This window comes from Pseudomonas fluorescens (assembly GCF_902497895.1).
GTDB classification, from domain to species: domain Bacteria; phylum Pseudomonadota; class Gammaproteobacteria; order Pseudomonadales; family Pseudomonadaceae; genus Aquipseudomonas; species Aquipseudomonas fluorescens_BP.
Genome location: NZ_CABVHQ010000053.1, coordinates 22,753 through 42,198 on the forward strand (window position 1 = coordinate 22,753; position 19,446 = coordinate 42,198).

General features: G+C 58.6%; 12 protein-coding genes. 2 read left to right on the forward strand and 10 right to left on the reverse strand.

The window, feature by feature from the left end; all coding sequences use genetic code 11:
* Positions 1-256 precede the first annotated feature (256 nt).
* On the forward strand, positions 257-2,173 hold the full coding sequence (locus F8N21_RS22535) for a methyl-accepting chemotaxis protein (protein ID WP_150644215.1): 1,917 nt from the start codon (positions 257-259) through the stop codon (positions 2,171-2,173).
* 210 nt (positions 2,174-2,383) lie between these two features.
* On the forward strand, positions 2,384-5,974 hold the full coding sequence (locus F8N21_RS22540; protein ID WP_191624379.1) for a fibronectin type III domain-containing protein: 3,591 nt from the start codon (positions 2,384-2,386) through the stop codon (positions 5,972-5,974).
* Between the two features lie 267 nt (positions 5,975-6,241).
* On the opposite strand, the gene F8N21_RS22545 is transcribed toward F8N21_RS22540, so the two are convergent.
* The 10 genes from F8N21_RS22545 to F8N21_RS22590 all read right to left on the reverse strand — a co-directional run bounded on the left by F8N21_RS22545 (position 6,242) and on the right by F8N21_RS22590 (position 19,030).
* Complete coding sequence (locus F8N21_RS22545; protein WP_150644217.1) at positions 6,242-6,976, reverse strand: amino acid ABC transporter ATP-binding protein; 735 nt, start codon at positions 6,974-6,976, stop codon at positions 6,242-6,244.
* Positions 6,969-7,928 carry an amino acid ABC transporter permease gene (locus F8N21_RS22550; protein ID WP_150644218.1) on the reverse strand — a complete coding sequence of 320 codons (960 nt, stop codon included), beginning with the start codon at positions 7,926-7,928 and terminating at the stop codon, positions 6,969-6,971. The genes F8N21_RS22545 and F8N21_RS22550 overlap by 8 nt, the downstream gene beginning before the upstream one ends.
* A gap of 164 nt (positions 7,929-8,092) precedes the next feature.
* Positions 8,093-8,890, reverse strand: coding sequence for a transporter substrate-binding domain-containing protein (locus F8N21_RS22555; protein ID WP_150644219.1), 798 nt, complete (start codon positions 8,888-8,890; stop codon positions 8,093-8,095).
* 311 nt (positions 8,891-9,201) lie between these two features.
* Positions 9,202-11,772 carry a glucans biosynthesis glucosyltransferase MdoH gene (gene mdoH / locus F8N21_RS22560; RefSeq protein ID WP_150644220.1) on the reverse strand — a complete coding sequence of 857 codons (2,571 nt, stop codon included), beginning with the start codon at positions 11,770-11,772 and terminating at the stop codon, positions 9,202-9,204.
* A complete protein-coding gene (locus tag F8N21_RS22565; RefSeq protein WP_150644221.1) occupies positions 11,765-13,606 on the reverse strand; it encodes a glucan biosynthesis protein G in 1,842 nt (613 codons plus the stop codon). The genes mdoH and F8N21_RS22565 overlap by 8 nt, the downstream gene beginning before the upstream one ends.
* Positions 13,607-13,879: 273 nt before the next feature.
* A complete protein-coding gene (gene dtd, locus F8N21_RS22570; RefSeq protein ID WP_150644222.1) occupies positions 13,880-14,317 on the reverse strand; it encodes a D-aminoacyl-tRNA deacylase in 438 nt (145 codons plus the stop codon).
* Entirely contained in the window at positions 14,314-15,285 is a 972-nt protein-coding gene (gene pip, locus F8N21_RS22575; protein WP_150644223.1) for a prolyl aminopeptidase, read from the reverse strand. Before pip ends, dtd begins: the two co-directional genes overlap by 4 nt.
* Positions 15,286-15,583: 298 nt before the next feature.
* A complete protein-coding gene (hutG, locus tag F8N21_RS22580) occupies positions 15,584-16,387 on the reverse strand; it encodes an N-formylglutamate deformylase (RefSeq protein ID WP_150644224.1) in 804 nt (267 codons plus the stop codon).
* Between the two features lie 10 nt (positions 16,388-16,397).
* Positions 16,398-17,603 carry an imidazolonepropionase gene (hutI, locus tag F8N21_RS22585; RefSeq protein ID WP_150644225.1) on the reverse strand — a complete coding sequence of 402 codons (1,206 nt, stop codon included), beginning with the start codon at positions 17,601-17,603 and terminating at the stop codon, positions 16,398-16,400.
* Between the two features lie 17 nt (positions 17,604-17,620).
* Positions 17,621-19,030: an amino acid permease gene (locus tag F8N21_RS22590; RefSeq protein ID WP_150644226.1), complete on the reverse strand. Its 1,410-nt coding sequence runs from the start codon at positions 19,028-19,030 to the stop codon at positions 17,621-17,623.
* Positions 19,031-19,446: the final 416 nt, after the last annotated feature.

Sequence of the window (19,446 nt, forward strand, 5' to 3'; positions counted from 1 at the left end):
GCAGCTGGCGAAGCCTGCGTCCGGCCGCGCAGCGGTCGTAAAATCACGCACCGTGGTGCTAACAGGTTAACCGTGGTTGCATACCTTGCGACTGCTGCGCAGCCGGACGCAGCCTTCGGCAGCTGCTACGAAGAATATGCGAAGCCAGGGCAAGCCCACTCGCCACAATAGTTCGCAGCTTCGCATCTACAGATTTCCTCCGGCCTGCCGATACACTCCCAATAGACCCATTCATGCGTCAAAGGGAGTTCACAGCATGTACCGTTGGCTAGCCCAGAACCTGGGAAATGTAAGCGTCAATCTGAAACTCGGCATCGGCTTCGGTCTGGTGCTGCTGCTGACTCTGCTGATCACCTTCACCGGCTGGATGGGTCTGAGTAGCCTGATCGAGCGCGGCGACAAGCTGGGCTATATCTCCACGCTGAACGAGCTGACCAAAGACCTGCGCATCGCCCGCCTGGACTACGAAATGCGTCGGGGCGAGCAAGGCCCGGCGGTCGTCAGCGATCTACTGAACCAGCTGGACGAGGGCCTGCAAGTCGCGCGCAAACGGCTTGAACAGCCCGATAGCATTGCCATGCTCGACAAACAATTGGCCGCTGTCACCGAATACAAACGCGCCTTTGTCGACATGACTCAAGCCACTGTGAACCGCGAAGCCAGCCGCGCCAGACTCGGCGGCGCCGCCGATAACGCGGTAGCCCGCGTGACGGAAGTCGAGAAGTCCGTGCTGCAAGGTGACAGCGTCGCCCAATTCAACAGCGTGATCGACCTGAGCAAGCTGGTACAGCAGGCGCGCTTCCAGGTCCGCGGCTACACCTACAGCGCCAAGGTCGAGGCTGAACAGCCGGCGCTGGACGCCATCGACGATGCCTTGAACAACCTCGAAAGCCTCCCCGGCAAACTGCCGGAACAGCATATCGCCAACCTGCAACAGGCTAGCGAGGCGCTCAAAAGCTATCGAGCGGCGGTCAGCCAGTTCCGCGACTCCCAGGTGGCCAGCGCTGCCGCCCTGAAACGCATGGCAGACCAGGGCAATATCCTGTTCGACATGAGCAAGCAGCTGAGCGCCGCGCAAATCACCAAGCGTGACAGCGATGCGGCGCAAGCAAAAAACACCTTGGCGCTGGTCACCGTACTGACGCTGCTGTTCGGCCTGATCGCCGCCTGGGCCATTACCCGGCAGATCGTCATTCCGCTGCAACAGACCCTGACAGTGGTCGAGCGCGTGGCTTCCGGCGATCTGAGCCAGGACCTCGACGTTCAGCGCCGCGACGAACTCGGCCAACTGCAGAGCGCCATACAACGCATGACCGTCGGCTTGCGGCAATTGATCGGTGGCATCGGCGCGGGCGTGACGCAGATCGCCAGCGCCGCCGCGCAGCTGTCAGCCGTCACCGAACAGACCAGCGCCGGAGTCAACAGCCAGAAGGTCGAGACCGATCAGGTCGCCACCGCCATGCATGAAATGACCGCCACCGTACAGGAAGTCGCGCGCAACGCCGAAGAGGCCTCCGAGGCCGCTGTCGCTGCCGACCAGCAGGCCCGCGAAGGCGACAAGGTGGTCAGCGAAGCCATTGCGCAGATCGAACGCCTGGCCACCGAGGTCGGTAATTCCACCGAGGCCATGAGCCATCTCCAGCGCGAAAGCGACAAGATCGGCAGCGTGCTCGACGTAATCAAATCGGTGGCGCAACAGACCAACCTGCTGGCGCTCAACGCAGCTATTGAAGCCGCCCGCGCCGGTGAGGCCGGACGCGGTTTTGCGGTGGTCGCCGATGAGGTGCGCAGCCTCGCCCAGCGCACCCAGAAGTCCACCGAGGAAATCGAACAACTGATCGTCGGCCTGCAAAGCGGCACCCAGCAAGTCGCCACTATCATGGACAACAGCCGCAGCCTGACCGATAGCAGCGTCGAGCTGACTCGGCGCGCTGGCGGCTCGCTGGCCAACATCACCCGCACCGTCTCAGCCATTCAGGCGATGAACCAGCAAATCGCCGCCGCTGCAGAGCAGCAGAGCGCCGTGGCCGAAGAGATCAACCGCAGTGTGCTGAATGTGCGCGATGTGTCCGAGCAGACCTCAGCTGCCAGCGAGGAGACCGCCGCTTCCAGCGTTGAGCTGGCGCGGTTGGGGACTCATTTGCAGATGTTGGTGGGCAAGTTCAGGGTTTAATTACCAGCAGCGGCTGCAGAAACAAGGATAACCGTAAGTTGTCCAACACTCATGGAGCCGCACAAACACTTGGCTCAAACACTTGGCTCAAACACAAAACCTGAAACAATAGGCTCTTTTTATACACTATGCCACTAGCAGACCTGCTAGTGGTCAGTGACTCCTGCCTGTGCATTAATCGCTTTAATGCCCAGCCACAGGAAAGCCAACATGTCACTACAAGAACCGATTCAAGGTACTGACATTGAATTGCAAAATGTTTTTTTGCAGCCCCCAACCGTGTCTGATACCGAAAATGATGTCTTGAAATACAACAACTTAACCGCTAATCCGGTGATAGGTGTTGCGTCTTGGTTGGGTATCAATAGCCAATCAAGGCTATGGCTACATTGCGAGTGCACTTACGCCAACGGGCGCTCTGGAGTCATTGAATTAGCAGAAGCCGTCCCGGCAAACAGCCAAATTGGCACACAGGCTTTCAGCTGCGAGCTACCGCTTGAAGAACTTGCGAAGCTGGCAGACAACACCCCCATTACCATAATTCTTATGGTGAGTACCGACGGTACACGACAAGAACAGTCGCTCAGCAGCGCTCGCTATAGCCTGATGTTCCAACACCCTATAACCCTGGTCAATTATAGTCGCTGGATGACAGAGCTCGGGTCCAATATAGAACAACTAAAAATACATGATCTGATATTACCCGAAGCCCATAATGCTGGCGTCGACCAGGAGGGCGCTGGATGGCCGACGGATCAGTGGGGGGCTTGCCAGGACGACACTTTTGATTATCAACTGAACAATGGTATTCGAGCTCTTGATTTGCGACTGTACAGGGACGGGTCGAGCTTCATATTTAAACACGGATCGTATGACGCTAATCGCGGGTTGTTTGAATGCCTTGATAAGGTTTCAGCATTCGCAAAGGCAAACCCAGGGGAAATTGTGATATTAGATTTCCACGAAGTATTTGCAGACGGTTTGGAAGAGAGCGTCTTCTCAGCGTTGCAATTACGTATCAGTCAGCTTTGCATTCCCCCATCGGCACAGAGCCTGACGATCGGTCAAATCCGCAACCGATTCCCCGGCAAGAATGTCATTATCGCCTGGAACAGTCCATATTGGTTTTGCTGGGGAAAAGTTCATCAAACCTGGACCGGCGAAGACCTGAATGGCGAGAGAGCTCTTTATAACCATATACTTCGCACTATGGCCGACCCACCAAAGAATCAGCTATGGTCGATTTTTGCTGCCGGCTACAATACATTGGGACCTATACGCTTTAAGCCCAACGCTATCCATTGGGACTGTTTCTTTAACAACGTTGGATCTGTTCGCTATAGGCAACCCAGCAAAGGAAACATGATCAACGTTGATTTCTTCGGTGGAACAGGCGCAGTAGATCGGTGCATCACTGCCACGCGAGACAGGGCAAGCAAAGCCAGACTGTCCGTTCCAACTCAGCTGACAACCAGTGACGTTACAACCAACTCAATCAGATTAAAATGGGCACGCCCGCAAGACAGCGAAACCATTGTCGGCTACACACTTTATGCAAACGACCAACCTTTTGCTAAACTACTTGAGACAGAATTCGTATTCACTGGATTAACGGAAGGCAGAAAATACCACCTCCAGATTGTCCCCCACTTCGCCTCTGGAGACGGTGCTGCAGCCGAGATCACTGCCGTGACAGTAGACGCAACAAAACCCAGCAAGCCTACAGATCTCCGTTTCACTTTCATTGAAACCCACCCTCAGGCTCTTCTTCGGTGGACTGCGTCGACTGATAATGTCGCAGTTACCCACTACAAGATTTATGCCAACAACAATCTACTCGATACTGTAGACGCCCAAATCAACTATTACCTGGTCAATGTAGCTGACTTTTTTACGTACAGAGTTCGCGCCGTGGATGCCGCCGGCAACTTCGCTGACTCTGACTCGCTGACAATGACCTCGGACCATTCGCCACCCAGTAAACCCACCAACCTTCGCGCCTCCACAATCACCGCCAACTCCATCAGCCTGGAGTGGGCTGCATCCAGTGATAATGTCGGGGTTACCGGCTATCGGATCTACCGCAACGACACACCGATCGACACGGTTAGCAGCACCTTTTACATCGATCGTGGTCTAGCCGAGACTACCCACTATGTTTTCAAGGTACGTGCGCTGGATGCTGCCGGAAACTTTGCCGACTCCGACCCATTACCGGTCACTACAGTAGACGGGACAGCACCTTCCAAGCCAACCAACCTCAGAATCGAGACTGATACGGAAAGAAGCTATCTCTTTTGGGACATGTCAACTGATAACGTCAAGGTCACCGGCTATGAGGTATATCGAAACGACAAGCTACTCGGCACGATCAACTTTACGGCTTTTTTCCCTATCGACGTGACCGAACCCTATTGGTTCAAGGTGCGCGCACTGGATGCTGCCGGAAACTATGCTGACTCGGACCTGTTAGCATCCAAAGACGATCAGCCACCCAGCAAACCCGGCAATCTGCGAGCCACCACCATCACCGGCAACTCCGTCACCTTGGAGTGGGCTGCATCCACTGATAACTTCTGGATCACCGGCTATCAGATCTTCCGCAATAACACGCCGATAACCATAGTTAACAACACCCATTACAACGCCACCGGTTTGACCGAGAGTACAACCTATATTTTCAAAGTACGCGCGCTGGATGCTGCCGGAAACTTTTCTGACTCCGACCCACTGCCAGTCACCACTCCGGACACGACAGCCCCCTCCAAACCCACTAACTTCAGAGCCACCGCCATCACCGGCACCGCCGTAGTCCTGGAGTGGGCTGCATCCAGTGATAACATCGGGATTACCGGCTATGAGATCTACCGTGACAACACTCTGATCTACACAGTTACCGGCACTCGCATCGAGGTCAACGGCCTGACCGCGGGTACAACCTATATGTTCAAGGTGCGCGCGCTGGATGCTGCCGGAAACTTTGCCGACTCCGACCCACTGCCAGTAACCACCACCAAACCAGACACGACAGCCCCCTCCAAACCCACCAACTTCAGAGCCACCGGTATTACCGGCACCGCCGCCGTCCTGGAGTGGACTGCCTCCAGTGATAACGTCGCGGTCATCCTCTATGAGATCTACCGTGGCAACGTAAGGGTCGAGACAGCTACCGGCACCCGCATCGTTATCACCGACCTGACCGAGGGTACAACTTATACTTTCAAGGTGCGCGCGCTGGATGCTGCCGGAAACTTTGCCGACTCCGACCCACTGCCAGTCACCACCAAACCAGACACGACAGCACCCTCCAAACCCACCAACTTCAGAGCCACCACTGTCACCGAAACCTCTGCCACCCTGGATTGGGATGCATCCAGTGATAACGTCGCGGTTACCGGCTATCAAATCCTCCTCAACAGCAAGCCGTTAACCACAGTTGACAGCACCCGTCACGTCGTCGGCGGCCTGACCGGCAATACAACCTATTATTTCAGCATACGCGCGCTGGATGCCGCCGGGAACCAGTCGGAAACGGCGTATGTTGAAGTGACCACAGTGGGCAACGGGCCAACCCAGTTGGAGTTTAATCGGCTTTCCAGCACGGCCGGAACGATCCAGTGGAAACCTCCGATTGACAGTGTCGGTGTCACCGGTTATCAGCTGTCCATTGATGGACAAGCCGTTCGGGAGGTTTCCCAAACTGGTTTCATGTTCACTGATTTGTCACCTGGTACTCATCTCTTCGAAGTGCGCGCTATACGCAATGGACAGTACTCCGATCCAGCCTCTATCAGCGGCTGATCGGAGGTACAGAGAGGCAGGCAAAGCTGCCTCCTTGGGTTTTGAATAAAACCTGTCCAGCTTGATGGCTACATGATGCAATGTCGCAAAAGCTCCCGCGTCCATAGATTCTTCGGCGAGTCGAAGAATCTATGGACAGGGAGCCTTCCAGGCATTTTCCTGCACAAATTTGCCCGACCATCGCGAGTCCCGATACGAACCCCACGCCTGACAGACTCCACCTCAATTCGAAGAAACAATCCCTAAGACACGCTGGAGAAACAGGACCTACAACACCTGCCTCAAAAATGCCTGAGCCCGCAAATCCTTCGGTGCGGCAAAGAATTCGTCCGGCGGGGAGTCTTCCAGCAGTTTGCCATGATCGAAGAACAGCACCCGATCCGCCACTTCCCGGGCGAAACCCATTTCGTGGGTGACGCAGACCATGGTCATGCCTTCCAGGGCCAGGGTTTTCATCACATCCAGCACTTCACCGACCATTTCCGGGTCGAGTGCCGAAGTCGGCTCATCGAACAACATGACCTTCGGCTCCATAGCCAGTGCACGGGCTATCGCCACGCGCTGTTGCTGGCCGCCGGACAGGCGTGACGGGAACTCGTTGGCCTTCTGTGCAATACCGACCTTTTCCAGCAACGCCCAAGCCTTGGCTTCGCGCTCCTGCTTGCCGCGCTTGCGCACGACTTTCTGCGCCAGGCAGAGATTTTCCAGCACGGTCATGTGCGGGAACAGGTTGAAATGCTGGAAGACCATCCCGACTTCACGGCGGTAGGCATTGACGTCGGTTTTCGGGTTGGCCAACTCCAGACCATCGATGCTGACGGAACCGGAGTCGAACTCCTCCAGGCCATTGAGGCAGCGCAGAAAGGTCGACTTGCCGGAACCGGACGGACCGATCACCACCAGCACTTCGCCCTTGGCCACGTGGGTGGTGACGTTATCCACCGCACGGACCACCTGGCCACGGGTGTCGAAGACTTTTACCAGATCGCGGACTTCAATCACTTTGCGCGAGCCTCCGCTCAAGCCGGCTGGCGATTTTCGACAGCGGCAGGTTGATCAACAAATACAGGCCCGCCACGCAGAACAGAATTTCGAACGGCGAGAACGAGGTGGTGATGACTTCCCGGCCGCTCTTGAGCAATTCGGTAATGGCGATCACCGACACCAGCGAGGTGTCTTTCACCAGACTTATGAATTGCCCCGCCAACGGTGGCAGCACACGCTTGAAGGCCTGTGGCATGACCACATGGCGCATCGACTGACCAGCGCTCAAACCCAGCGAACGCGCCGCCTCGTTCTGACCACGGGCAATCGACTGCACACCGGAACGGACGATTTCCGCGACATAAGCACCGGTGAACAGCGACAGCGCGGCAATTCCGGCAAATTCGCGGGACAGGTTCATCACCGTACCGATGAAGAAGTAGAAGATGAAAATTTGCACCAGCAGTGGCGTACCGCGCACCAGCTCGACATAGACCGTCGACAGGTCGCGCAAGGTCGGGTTGTTCGATAGCCGGCACAATCCGGTCGCCAGGCCGATCAGCAGCCCGAGCACGCCGGACACCACCGACAGCCATAGCGTCGTCCACAGGCCCCAGACCAGCGGCCCGGCCGCCCAATGACGAGTGACACCGATCACATCGCCTTCGGCCACATCATCGCCACGGGCGACTTGCAGGCTGTTGTCGTCGACCGTCAGGCGCTGTTCGTCACCTGCGTCATTGCGCAGGGTGACTTCGGCTTTATCGCCTTTACGCACCAGTTCGCTGACAGTGGAGATATCCGCTGCCCGCTGGGATTCTTCGGCGTGGTAGACAAAGTACTGCGGCACTCGGTTCCAGCGCCACTCATAGGACATCAGCGAGGTGGCGTAATACAACGCGCCAGCCAGGCCGATCAGCACCAGCACCGTCAACAGGTGCCAGGGCCATTGGGCTTTTTTCTGTTTCATTAATCTGCAGGTTCCGAAGTCTGTGTCGCCAGATAAGCCGTCTTCGCGAGCAAGCCCGCTCCCACATTGGACCGAGTCCTTAGCAAGTACAGGGTCAACTGTGGGAGCGAGCTTGCTCGCGATTGGAACGGCGCGGTGCTAATGACACCCCACCGCCAAAGGCCTTATTCCATATCCTTGAGCCAGGCGGTGTCTTTGAACCACTTGTCATGGATGCGATCGTAGGTGCCGTCTTCGTGGATCTGGTGCAGGAAATTGTTGATGAAGTTGAGGCTGTCGTAGTCGCCCTTCTTCAGACCAAAGGCCAGCGGCTCGTAGGTGAAAGGCTTGTCGAGGAAGACCAGCTTGCCGTTACCCACCTTGTTCACCGCCACGACGTTGTAAGGCGCGTCGTAAATAAAGGCGTCAGCCTTGCCATTGACCACGTCGAGCACGGCTTCCTGCTCGTTGTCGTAACCGTGGTACTGGGCCTTGGAGATCAGCTTTTTAGCGACCATTTCACCCGTGGTGCCGAGCTTGGAGGTGATGCGATAGTCGGCGCTGTTCAGGTCTTTGTAAGACTTGATCGTACCTTCGAGTTCCTTGCGGATCAGCAGGGTCTGGCCAACCACGATAAAGGGTTCGCTGAAGTTCAGGCGCAGGTTGCGTTCCTGGGTCAGGGTCATGCCGCTGCCGATCATGTCGAACTTGTCGGTCAGCAGGGCCGGGATAATGCCGTCATAGCCGGTGGAAACCGTCTCCAGCTTGACGCCCATGGCCTTGGCCATGGCTTTGAGCAGGTCGACTTCGAAGCCGATGATCTCGCCGCGCTTGTTGGTCATCTGGAACGGCATGTAGGTCGGGTCCATGCCGACTTTCAGTGTGCCACGCTTGACCGCGTCATCGATGGCGCCGGCCTGAGCCGCGCTGACTGCAACCAATGCCGTGACGCCAAGCAGCAGCATCGAGAGATACTTCTTCATCATCAAGTCCCCTGAACCCGTTTTGTTGTGAGGCGCGCAAAAAGCAGGTTTCCGTTTGAAAACCGACAGATACGGACAATAAGTTGTCCGGGCGCACCAATTCGGGGAGCGATGCTAACTCACTCGTTTGTTTGCACAAGGGTTTAAGGAGGATTCGTTGTTGATTCGAAAAAAGATCGCAGCCTGCGGCAGCTCCTACGCCGACCGCGTATACCCGTGAGCTACCGGGTGTACGCAAATCCCGTAGGAGCTGCCGCAGGCTGCGATCTTTTGGCAGCCCCACGCTCCCAAGTCGGAAGCGGGGGCTTTTCTCAGGCCGGCAGTGCTTCAACCGATACCGGTTGGAGCGGCAACTGCGGGGCATGCGGATCGGCTTCGATCGACTGGCGCCAGGCGCTCAGCCATTCGGCGTGACCTTCGCTCCAGACCTGCTCATGCAGGCGCCCCAGCGCTACCGGATCACTCAGCAGAGCCAGACGTTCGTCGTTGCTGAGCCCGGCAGGGCCGGCTTTCAGCGCGTGACGCACCCGCTCGATACGCAGCCATTCGATCGGTTCGACCGAACGGTGACGGGACGTGGCCAAGGCACACGCCAGGGCGTTCTGCTGCGGGTCGACCACTGCCCGGATGAAACCTTCCTTGAGCGCGTGCCAACGGTTTTCGTGGGTGTACTGATCGGTCGCCAGCAAGGCCTGTGGCGGCGCATATTCCTCAGGGATCAGGAACAGGCTTTCATCACGGGACTTGAGGCCCAGACCGACTCGGCTGGAGATCACCGAGACCGGAATCGACAGCATCAGCGAACCGACGATCGGCACCAGCCACCAGAGGAAGCTTGGGTTGAGCCAGATCACCAGCAGGGCCCAGAAGAAGCCCAGCAAGGTTTGCGGACCATGGCGGCGCACCGCTTCACTCCACGGGGTGGAGTCGTCGTCACGTTGCGGAGAGTTCCAGGTCGCGGCCCAGCCGAGGAACGCGGCGAGTACGAAACGCGTGTGGAAAATCATCCGTACCGGTGCCAGCAGCATGGAGAACAGCATCTCCAGCAACATCGACAGGGTCACCTTGAACTTGCCACCGAATTCTTTCGCGCCCTTGGCCCAGATCAGGATGATGCTCAGCAACTTCGGCAGGAACAGCAACACGACGGTGGTCGAGAACAGCGCGATGGCCTTGTCCGGATGCCATTGCGGCCACAGCGGATAGAGCTGTCGCGGCTCGAGGAAGTACTGCGGCTCCATCAGCGTGTTGACCGCCAGCAAGGCCGTCGACAGCACCAGGAAGAAGAACCACAGCGGTGCCGACAGGTAGGACATCACGCCGGTCAGGAACACCGCACGGTGCACCGGGTGCATGCCCTTGACCAGGAACAGTCGGAAGTTCATCAGGTTGCCGTGACACCAGCGGCGGTCACGCTTGAGTTCGTCGAGCAGGTTCGGCGGCAGTTCTTCATAGCTGCCCGGCAAGTCGTAGGCAATCCACACGCCCCAGCCGGCACGGCGCATCAGCGCGGCTTCGACGAAGTCATGGGAGAGAATCGCACCGGCGAACGCGCCTTTACCAGGCAATGGCGCCAGGGCGCAATGTTCGATGAACGGCTGCATGCGAATGATCGCGTTGTGGCCCCAGTAGTGGGATTCACCCAACTGCCAGAAGTGCAGGCCTGCGGTAAACAGTGGACCGTATACACGCGTGGCGAACTGCTGCATGCGGGCATACAGCGTATCCATGCCCGAGGCACGCGGGGCAGTCTGAATGATCCCGGCATCCGGCGTCGCTTCCATCAAGCGCACCAGGCTGGTCAGGCATTCGCCGCTCATCACGCTGTCGGCGTCGAGCACCACCATGTACTTGTAATCACCGCCCCAACGACGGCAGAAGTCGTCGAGGTTGCCGCTTTTGCGTTTGACCCGACGGCGACGGCGGCGATAGAAGATTTTGCCGAAGCCTTTGGCCTCGCGGCAAACATCCAGCCAGGCGTGCTGCTCGGCGACGCAAATGTCAGCGTCGTTACTGTCGCTGAGAACAAAGAAGTCGAAGCGATCCAGGTCACCGGTCGCCGCAACCGACTCGAACGTCGCTCGCAAACCGGCGAATACCCGCGGTACGTCTTCGTTGCAGATCGGCATCACCAGCGCGGTGCGCGCGTCCTTGGCGATCGGCTCGTTGCCGGCACTTTTACCGGAAATGCGGTATTTGTCATGCCCGGTGAGCAACTCGAGGAAGCCCATCAGGGCGGTCCAGAAGCCCGCCGACACCCAGCAGAACAGAATCCCGAACAGAATCAGGATGCTGGTTTGCAGCGCGTATGGCAGCACTTGCGTGGCGGTTTGACTCAGCGGTTGATGCAGAACTTCGTTCAGATCGACGAACGACCAGCCCTGGTACGGCATGATGCCTTTCATGTACCAGCCGGCAACGATGGTCTGGCCAAGCATCAGCACCAGCAGAATGTAGCGACGGATCGAACCGACCGTACGCCAGCGGGCAGCCGGCAGCACGCGTTCATCGCGCGGCAGTGCCGGCGGGTTGGTGCGCCCGGTCAGACGACGCCAGCCGCGCACCAGGATATTGGTGCGCCACGGCTCCGGCACGACCTTGGTCCGGCGAATCGGCGGCGTCGCCTTGAGGCAGACCCGGCCTTCGGCGTCGACCGCCAACATCTCGGCCTCCTCCAGCTCATGCGCGCAGTTCAAGGTCAGACGGCGGCCTACCGAAGCTTGTGCAGCCTCGACAGGCGCGTCGAACGTCGAAGACGACAGGCGTTCATGCAGCTCGCTGAACGACTTGCAGCCCGCCAGTTCGGCGCGTTGCGCATCGCTCATCGGCAGATGGGCCAGGTACTCGGCGAGAGTCTCTGGCTGTGCTTGGGAATTACTCATCGGCAGGCAACTGGTAGCTCCAGGTCTCGGTCAATACTTTTTCAGTTTTTACCGGTTCCAAGGTTGAGAGCGGGGTGACTGGGGCCGCTTCGGCAGCTGCAGGCTGCTTGGCGTCTGGTTCTTTCTGTTCGTTCTGTTCTTTCTGCTCTTGTTTCTCTTGTTTCTCTTGCTGCTCTTTCTGCGCTTGTTTCTCTTGCTGCTCTTGCGCCGCTCGCTTCTCTTGCTGCTTGGCGGCGATTTTGTCGGCCTTGGCAATGGAAGAGTTGGTCACAGGCGCTACCTTGGCAGGCTCCGAAGCCTCGATGGTCTGGATCAGCGCGGCACGCATCTCGGTCGGCTTGCTCGGGTCCTTGATCTTCATCCGCAGCGTCAGGCGCCAGCCTTGGGTCTCTGGATTGTAGCGAACGCTGTTTTCCACCAGCTCGGCGTTATCACCAACGCTGACCTGACTGCTAACCGCCGCGTCCTCCGGCAGAGCCTTGAGGGACGGACCTTCGAAGTCCACCAGATAAGCGACGCTACCATCCGGCTGACGGATCAGGTTCGACTGCTTCACGTCACCGGTAGAGCGCAGGGTCTGCTGGACCCAGGCGCTGTCGACCGGGTGCAGTGCAGCTTCGTCCATGGTCCAGTGCATACGGTAGGCGAAGTCCAGCGGCTGGCCTGGCTCAGGGAGCTTTTCCGGGCTCCAGAAAGCCACGATATTATCGTTGGTTTCGTCGGCAGTCGGAATCTCGACCAGATCGACGGAGCCTTTGCCCCAATCGCCCTTCGGTTCGATCCAGGCACTTGGACGCTTGTCGTAGCGGTCGTCGAGGTCTTCGTAGTGGCTGAAGTCACGACCACGTTGCAGCAGACCGAAACCACGCGGGTTCTCGATCGAGAAGTTGCTCACGGCCAGGTGTTTCGGGTTGTTCAGCGGACGCCAGATCCATTCGCCATTACCGGCATGGATCGACAGACCGCTGGAGTCGTGCAGCTCGCGACGGTAGTTGAGCACTTTCGACGGCTGGTTGGCGCCAAACAGGAACATGCTGGTCAACGGGGCGATCCCGAGTTTGTTGACCTTGTCACGCAGATACACCTGCGCCTTGACGTCGACGATGGTGTTGCTGCCGGGACGCAGGGTCAATCGGTAGGCGCCAGTCGAACGCGGCGAATCCAGCAAGGCAAAGATCACCAGGTGCTTGTCGCCCGGCTTGGGTTGCTGAACCCAGAATTCAGTGAAGCGCGGGAACTCTTCGCCGGATGGCAGCGCAGTGTCGATCGCCAGGCCACGGGCGGACAAGCCGTAGACATGGCCTTTGCCGACGACGCGGAAGTAACTCGCGCCGAGCATGGTCATGATCTCGTCTTGCTTGTCAGCCTTGTTGATCGGGTACAGCACACGGAAACCGGCGTAACCCAGCTGCTCGGTGGCCTTTGGATCGACTTTGACGTCGCCGAAATCGAAGCGACTCGGGTCGTATTTGATCTCTTGAACGGTGGTGGAGGTGATCTCGTTGATCTTCACCGGCGTGTCGAAGTGCATGCCCTGGTGATAGAACGACAGCTTGAACGGGGTTTTCTGATCGGCCCATTCGGCTTTTTCGCTGCGGAAACGAATTTTCTGATAATCGGCAAACTTCATTTCACGAAATTCGTTCGGCAGGTTACTGCGCGGGGCTTCGTACTTTTGCCCGGCCAGCTCTTTGGCCTTGGCCGACACATCATCCAGATTGAAAGCCCAAAGCTGGCCGGCGCTGAGCAGACACAGCAATGCAGAGCCTGTCGCTAGAGCGTTTCGTAACCGTTTGGCAGACAATTTTAGTGCAATACAGGGACTAACAATCACGAGCAACCCTCGCCGAAAACAGATCAAAAAACCAACGGCCAGCTTCTATATGCCAGGTTGGCGAGCATTGTTCCGACTCCGACGGGGCTAAATGATTCCCCAAACGGTTCCGGACAAGTCTCTACCTAAGTCAAAATGGACCAACGAACGCTGATCTTCGTAGCGCGCGATTATCTAGTAGGCCGCGTTACAACGCATCAGTGGTAACAAAGTATTATCGCGAAACGTCCGATTTCGGGCCAAAAAGGCTCTAAAAAGGTGTTTCAAGCGCTTTCAGGTCTGCAACAGAAAGGTCACCGGGCCATCATTGACCAAATGCACCTGCATGTCCGCGCCAAATATCCCTGATGCCACATTGCCATGCAACTGCCGCGCCCTGGTCAATAGATAGTCAAAAAGCTCTTCTGCCAACGCTGGAGGAGCAGCGGTAGAAAAGCTCGGGCGCAAGCCGTTTTTGGTATCCGCGGCCAAGGTGAACTGCGACACCAGCAGCAAACCGCCACTGACGTCAGCCAAAGACAGGTTCATCTTGCCTTCGACATCACTGAATACCCGATAGTTAAGCAGTTTATTCAGCATTTTGTCGGCATTGGCCCGAGTATCCTCGGGCTCGACCGCCACCAGCACCATCAAGCCCTGGTCTACGGCCCCAACGACCTCTCCTGCTACTTCGACTCGCGCGCCACGTACGCGCTGTAGCAGGCCCTTCATGCTTCTTCGGGTGGCAAGTCGAGCAAGCGCCGGGCCATTTTGGCCGCCGCGCGCACCAAGGCATCAGTGATCCCCGGTTCGGACGCCGCATGGCCGGCATCGCGAATCACCTGCAACTCACTGTTCGGCCAGGCCTGGTGCAGTTCCCAGGCGTTATCCAGGGGACAGATCACATCGTAGCGACCATGGACGATCACCCCTGGCAGGTGAGCGATCTTCTGCATGTCGCGAATCAACTGATTGGGCTCAAGAAAGGCTTTGTTGGTGAAATAGTGGCATTCGATACGGGCAATCGACAGCGCGCGCTGCGGCTCGGAGAAGCGGTCGACCACCAGCGGGTTGGGCCGCAAGGTCGCCGTGCGGCCTTCCCAGGTCGACCAGGCTTTGGCTGCGTGCATCTGGGCAATCTGGTCGTTGCCGGTCAGGCGCTTGTGGAAAGCCGTGAGCAGATCATCGCGCTCATCCAGCGGAATCGGCGCCACATAGTCCTGCCAGTAGTCCGGAAACAGGCGGCTGGCACCGGCCTGGTAGAACCACTCGATCTCTTGCGCACGGCAGAGGAAGATCCCTCGCAGGATCAGCCCGTGGACCCGTTCCGGGTGGGTCTGCGCATAGGCCAGCGCCAGGGTCGAGCCCCACGAGCCGCCAAACAGCACCCACTTTTCGATGCCCAGATGTTGGCGAATCCGCTCAAGGTCAGCAACCAGATCCCAGGTGGTGTTGTTTTCCAGGCTGGCGTGAGGGGTCGAGCGACCGCAGCCACGCTGATCGAAGGTGACGATGCGGTACAGATTCGGATCGAAATAACAGCGACTCTGCGCATCGCAGCCGGCCCCTGGCCCACCATGGATGAACACCACCGGCAAACCTTCCGGTGAACCGCTTTCGTCGACATACAGGACATGTGGCTTATCGACGGCCAGATCGTGCCGGGCGTAGGGTTTGATCTGCGGGTACAAAGTCTGCATTGCGCGCTCCGTAAGGGGTCGAGGTCATCCCTGGGGGGACTTCTATTATTCTGCCGTCCGGCATCATAAACCCGAATTGTGCAATGAGCATGTCCTTGGAGAAATTGGCGGGTGTTTCGGGATCACGACGACCCTGAGTGAACCTTTTTTGTGGCGAGTGGGCTTGCCCACGCTCGGCCGCGAAGCGGTCGTAAAGCCAGCGAATGCGATTTATCTGGAAGAACGCGATTGCTGATTTCAGGACCGCTTCGCGGTCTAGCGGGGGCAAGCCCCCTCGCCACAGGGTCAGTGCTCCGCCTCAGCGCGCGTAGTGCTTCTGCCCCCACGCCAACAACCCCTGCAGCAACTCCTTGAGCACCACCTGAGTCGGCGCCGCCAGATCAGGGCGATAACGGAACGGCTCGACCTCTTCCATATAGGTGCGCTGCCCCAGTTCGAGCTGCACCGCATGGATATTTTCCGCCGGATTGCCGTAATGCCGGGTGATGTGGCCGCCCTTGAAGCGCCCGTTCAGCACATGACTGTAGTCCGGGTGCCGGGCGCAGATGGCTTCCAACTGATTAGCCAGCTGTGGATCGCAGCTGGCGCCATTGAAGGTGCCGAGGTTGAAGTCCGGCAGTTGCCCTTCGAACAGGTGCGGGATCACCGAGCGGATCGAATGCGCATCGAACAGCAGCGCATAGCCGAACTCGGCTTTCAGTCGTGCCAGCTCCTGTTGCAAGGTGCTGTGATAGGGCATCCAGACCTGCTCGAGATAGCGGGCGCGTTCCTCGGCGGACGGCTCCAGTCCGTCACGGAACAATGGCACACCGTCGAACAGCGTCGCGGGGTACAGACCCGTGGTGGCGCCGACATATAAAGGCTTGTCGTCGGACGGCCGGTTCAGGTCGATGACGAACCGCGAGTACTCGGCCGCCAGGGTGCTGGCGCCCAACTCTTGAGCGAACTCATAGAGCTGCGGGATATGCCAGTCGGTGTCCGGCAGGCTTTGCGCCTCGGGGATCAGCCCGGCTTCTACCGCAGGAGTCAGACGCAGACCGGCATGGGGCATGCTGATCAGCAATGGCACCCGGCCTTGTTTGAAGTTCAGAACCTTATCCACAGCCATTCTCCTAAATCGTGACTTCAACGCCGTGACGCACGACGCGTTTTTCCAGGTCGCCGCCCAGCCAGTACGCCAGGTCTGCCGGACGATCGATCTGCCAGGCGACGAAGTCGGCGACCTTGCCGACTTCCAGCGAGCCATGGGTTGTGTCCATGCCCAGCGCAGTGGCCGCATGAATGGTCGCGCCGGCCAGAGCCTCCTCCGGGGTCATCCGGAAGCAGGTGCAGGCCATGTTCAGCATCAGCCGCACCGACAACGCCGGCGAGGTGCCTGGGTTGAGGTCGCTGGCGATGGCGATTTTCACCCCGTGTTTGCGCAAGGCTTCCATCGGTGGCAACTGGGTTTCGCGCAAAAAGTAAAACGCGCCTGGCAGCAACACCGCGACGGTTCCGGACTCGGCCATGGCAATCGCGTCGTCTTCGGTCATGAACTCCAAATGATCAGCCGACAACGCGTGATAACGCGCCGCCAGACTCGATCCATGCAGGGACGACAGCTGTTCAGCATGCAGTTTCACCGGCAAACCGAGGTTCTGCGCGGCGATGAACACCCGCTCGACCTGCTCCGGGGAAAACGCCAGGTATTCGCAAAACGCATCCACCGCATCCACCAGGCCTTCAGCCGCCAGCGCCGGGAGCATTTCGCTGCAGATGTGCTCGATGTACTCGTCGGCGCGATCGGCATATTCCGGCGGCAAGGCGTGCGCCGCCAGGCAGGTGCTGCGCACACTGACCGGCAGCTCGGCGCCGAGACGGCGGATCACTCGCAGAATTTTCCGTTCACTGGCCAGATCCAGACCGTAACCGGACTTGATCTCGACGCTGGTGACGCCGTCGCGCAGCAGGCTCTTCAAGCGTTTATGGGCGCTGAAGAACAACTCCTCCTCGCTGGCTGCCCGGGTCGCGCGCACGGTGCTGGCAATGCCTCCACCGGCCGCGGCGATTTCGGCATAGCTTACGCCTTGCAGGCGCTGCTCGAACTCGCCGCTGCGGTTGCCGCCGAACACCGTGTGGGTGTGACAGTCGATCAGGCCCGGGGTGACCCAGGCTCCGGCGAGGTCGTGGACCTCGGGGTATTCGCCTGCCGGCAGTTCACTGCGCGGGCCGATCCACTCTATGTGCGCTCCTGACGTCACGATGGCGGCATCCTCGATGATCGAGTAGTTGCCCTGCGCCATGCTTGCAACGTGGCAGTGTTGCCAGAGAGTTTTCATCCAAGGCCTCCGTTAGATTATCGATGGAACAAAGAAGGGTCGTGGTCGACCTCGACCGCCTGTCCGGCCGCCGGTTTGACCCACAGTTTATAAGCAATCACCAACAGTACGATCCACACCGCACCCACCACCAGCGCTGCCTGGGTATCCGGGAAGTAACCCAGGACGCCGAAGACAAACAGCATGAACACAATCGCTGCCGCCGGTGCATAGGGCCAGAACGGAACCGGGAACTGCAGTTGAGCGACTTGTTCGCGAGTCATGGAACGACGCATGGCCACTTGGGTGACCAGAATCATCAACCAGACCCAGACCGTGGCGAAGGTCGCAATCGAGGCGATCACCAGGAACACGTTTTCCGGGATCAGGTAGTTCAAGACCACGCCGCCCAGCAGGGCTGCACCCATGACCACCACGGTCATCCAGGGCACGCCTTGTTTCGACAGTTGAGCAAACCCTTTGGGCGCCTGACCTTGCTGCGCCAGGCCGTACATCATGCGTCCGGCACCGAAAATGTCGCTATTGATCGCCGAGACGGCCGCCGAGATCACCACGATGTTAAGGATGGTCGCCGCCGAGCTGATGCCGAGGTTGTCGAAAATCTGCACGAACGGGCTGCCCTGGCTGCCGATCTGCGGCCAAGGATAGATGGCCATCAGCACAAACAGCGTCAGCACGTAGAACAGCAGAATCCGCAGCGGCACCGCATTGATCGCCCTTGGAATCACCCGCTGTGGGTCCTTGGCCTCACCGGCGGTGATGCCAATGATTTCGATACCGCCGAACGCGAACATCACCACCGCCAACGATGCGATCAAGCCACCGATGCCATTAGGCATAAAGCCGCCATGGGCCCAGAGGTTGCTCAGGCCAGTGGCCTGTTCGGTGCCGGCCGAACCGATGCCGAACAGCATGATGCCGAAGCCGCCGAGGATCATCGCGACGATGGCGGCGACTTTCAGCAGCGACAGCCAGAACTCCATTTCACCGAAGACTTTGACGTTGCACAGGTTCAGCCCGCCGATCAGGAACACGATGCCCAGTACCCAGACCCAACGTGCCACCTCCGGAAACCAGAAACCCATGTAGATGCCGAACGCAGTGACGTCGGCCAGGCAGACGATGATCATCTCGAAGGCGTAGGTCCAGCCGAGGATGAAACCCGCCATCGGGCCCAGGTAGGTGCTGGCGTACTGACCGAAGGAACCGGCGACCGGGTTGTGCACGGCCATTTCACCGAGGGCGCGCATGACCATGAACACCGCCGCGCCACCGATCAGGTAGGCGAGCAGCACGGCCGGACCGGCCATTTGAATGGCCGAGGCAGAACCGTAGAACAGCCCGGTGCCGATCGCCGACCCCAGTGCCATGAAGCGAATATGGCGGGCGGACAGCCCGCGTTTCAAACCCTTTTCTTGCTCGTGCATTTCTCGTCCTTAATTATTTTTGTCGGAGAACGTCGATAAGGGGTGAATGGGCCGAGTCAGACTTGAGATCTCTGGCGTCAACACAATCCACCCCTCACCCTAACCCTCTCCCCAGGGGGGCGAGGGGACTGACCGCGAGTTTCTTGCGAGGTACTGCGACCTGAAATCACGAGGTGAATGTGCCTCTCGAAAACAACACAGATCGGCTCCCTTTCCCCCTCTCCCCCTTGGGCATAGGTATCTACATATCTCGCTGGTCGAACACCCTACCTGTGGCGAGGGGGCTTGCCCCCGCTGGGTCGCGAAGCGGCCCTAAAACCGGCTATCGCGGTTTTCCAGGTAGAACGCATCCGCCGGTTTTACGACTGCTGCGCAGCCGAGCGGGGCGGTGCGGCGTTCCGACAAGCCCCCTCGCC

What these genes read in the sequence shown, in the direction of transcription:
- F8N21_RS22535 (WP_150644215.1), top strand. Translation starts at nt 257, where the DNA reads ATGTACCGTTGGCTAGCCCAGAACCTGGGAAATGTAAGCGTCAATCTG.
- F8N21_RS22540 (WP_191624379.1), top strand. Translation starts at nt 2,384, where the DNA reads ATGTCACTACAAGAACCGATTCAAGGTACTGACATTGAATTGCAAAAT.
- F8N21_RS22550 (WP_150644218.1), bottom strand. Translation starts at nt 7,928, where the DNA reads ATGAAACAGAAAAAAGCCCAATGGCCCTGGCACCTGTTGACGGTGCTG.
- F8N21_RS22555 (WP_150644219.1), bottom strand. Translation starts at nt 8,890, where the DNA reads ATGAAGAAGTATCTCTCGATGCTGCTGCTTGGCGTCACGGCATTGGTT.
- mdoH (WP_150644220.1), bottom strand. Translation starts at nt 11,772, where the DNA reads ATGAGTAATTCCCAAGCACAGCCAGAGACTCTCGCCGAGTACCTGGCC.
- dtd (WP_150644222.1), bottom strand. Translation starts at nt 14,317, where the DNA reads ATGAAGGGCCTGCTACAGCGCGTACGTGGCGCGCGAGTCGAAGTAGCA.
- pip (WP_150644223.1), bottom strand. Translation starts at nt 15,285, where the DNA reads ATGCAGACTTTGTACCCGCAGATCAAACCCTACGCCCGGCACGATCTG.
- hutI (WP_150644225.1), bottom strand. Translation starts at nt 17,603, where the DNA reads ATGAAAACTCTCTGGCAACACTGCCACGTTGCAAGCATGGCGCAGGGC.
- F8N21_RS22590 (WP_150644226.1), bottom strand. Translation starts at nt 19,030, where the DNA reads ATGCACGAGCAAGAAAAGGGTTTGAAACGCGGGCTGTCCGCCCGCCAT.